Origin of the sequence: Bacillus sp. SIMBA_074 (assembly GCF_046534555.1) — a bacterium.
Classification (GTDB): domain Bacteria; phylum Bacillota; class Bacilli; order Bacillales; family Bacillaceae_G; genus Bacillus_A; species Bacillus_A mycoides.
This window is the reverse complement of record NZ_JAWRYM010000659.1, coordinates 1-265: the sequence shown is the minus strand read 5'-3', so window position 1 is coordinate 265 and position 265 is coordinate 1. Positions and strand designations below refer to the sequence as shown.

The 265-nt window shown below is 64.2% G+C and carries 1 protein-coding gene; it reads left to right on the top strand.

Features of this window, described 5'->3' with window-relative positions; translation table 11 throughout:
* Positions 1-197 (top strand): hypothetical protein (locus tag SB773_RS32400; RefSeq protein ID WP_410594478.1); only part of this gene is annotated, 197 nt, incomplete at its 5' end.
* Between the last annotated feature and the right edge of the window lie 68 nt (positions 198-265).

The following is a 265-nucleotide window of genomic DNA, read 5'->3' as shown; positions in this document are numbered from 1 at the left end:
CGATCGCGATCTCCCGCAAGACGCTCCGCACCATCAAGATGAACCTCGTCTGGGCGTTCGGTTACAACGTCGCCGCGATCCCCATCGCCGCCGCAGGCCTGCTCAATCCCCTGATCGCCGCAGCCGCGATGTCGTTGTCCTCGGTGTTCGTGGTCTACAACAGCCTCCGTATCCAGAAGGTGCGCGGCTCGCACTGAACCCTTCCTCCTACCGCAGGTCGTACGCCTCGCGCGCCACGAGCACCTCCTCGATGTGCTGTTCAGCC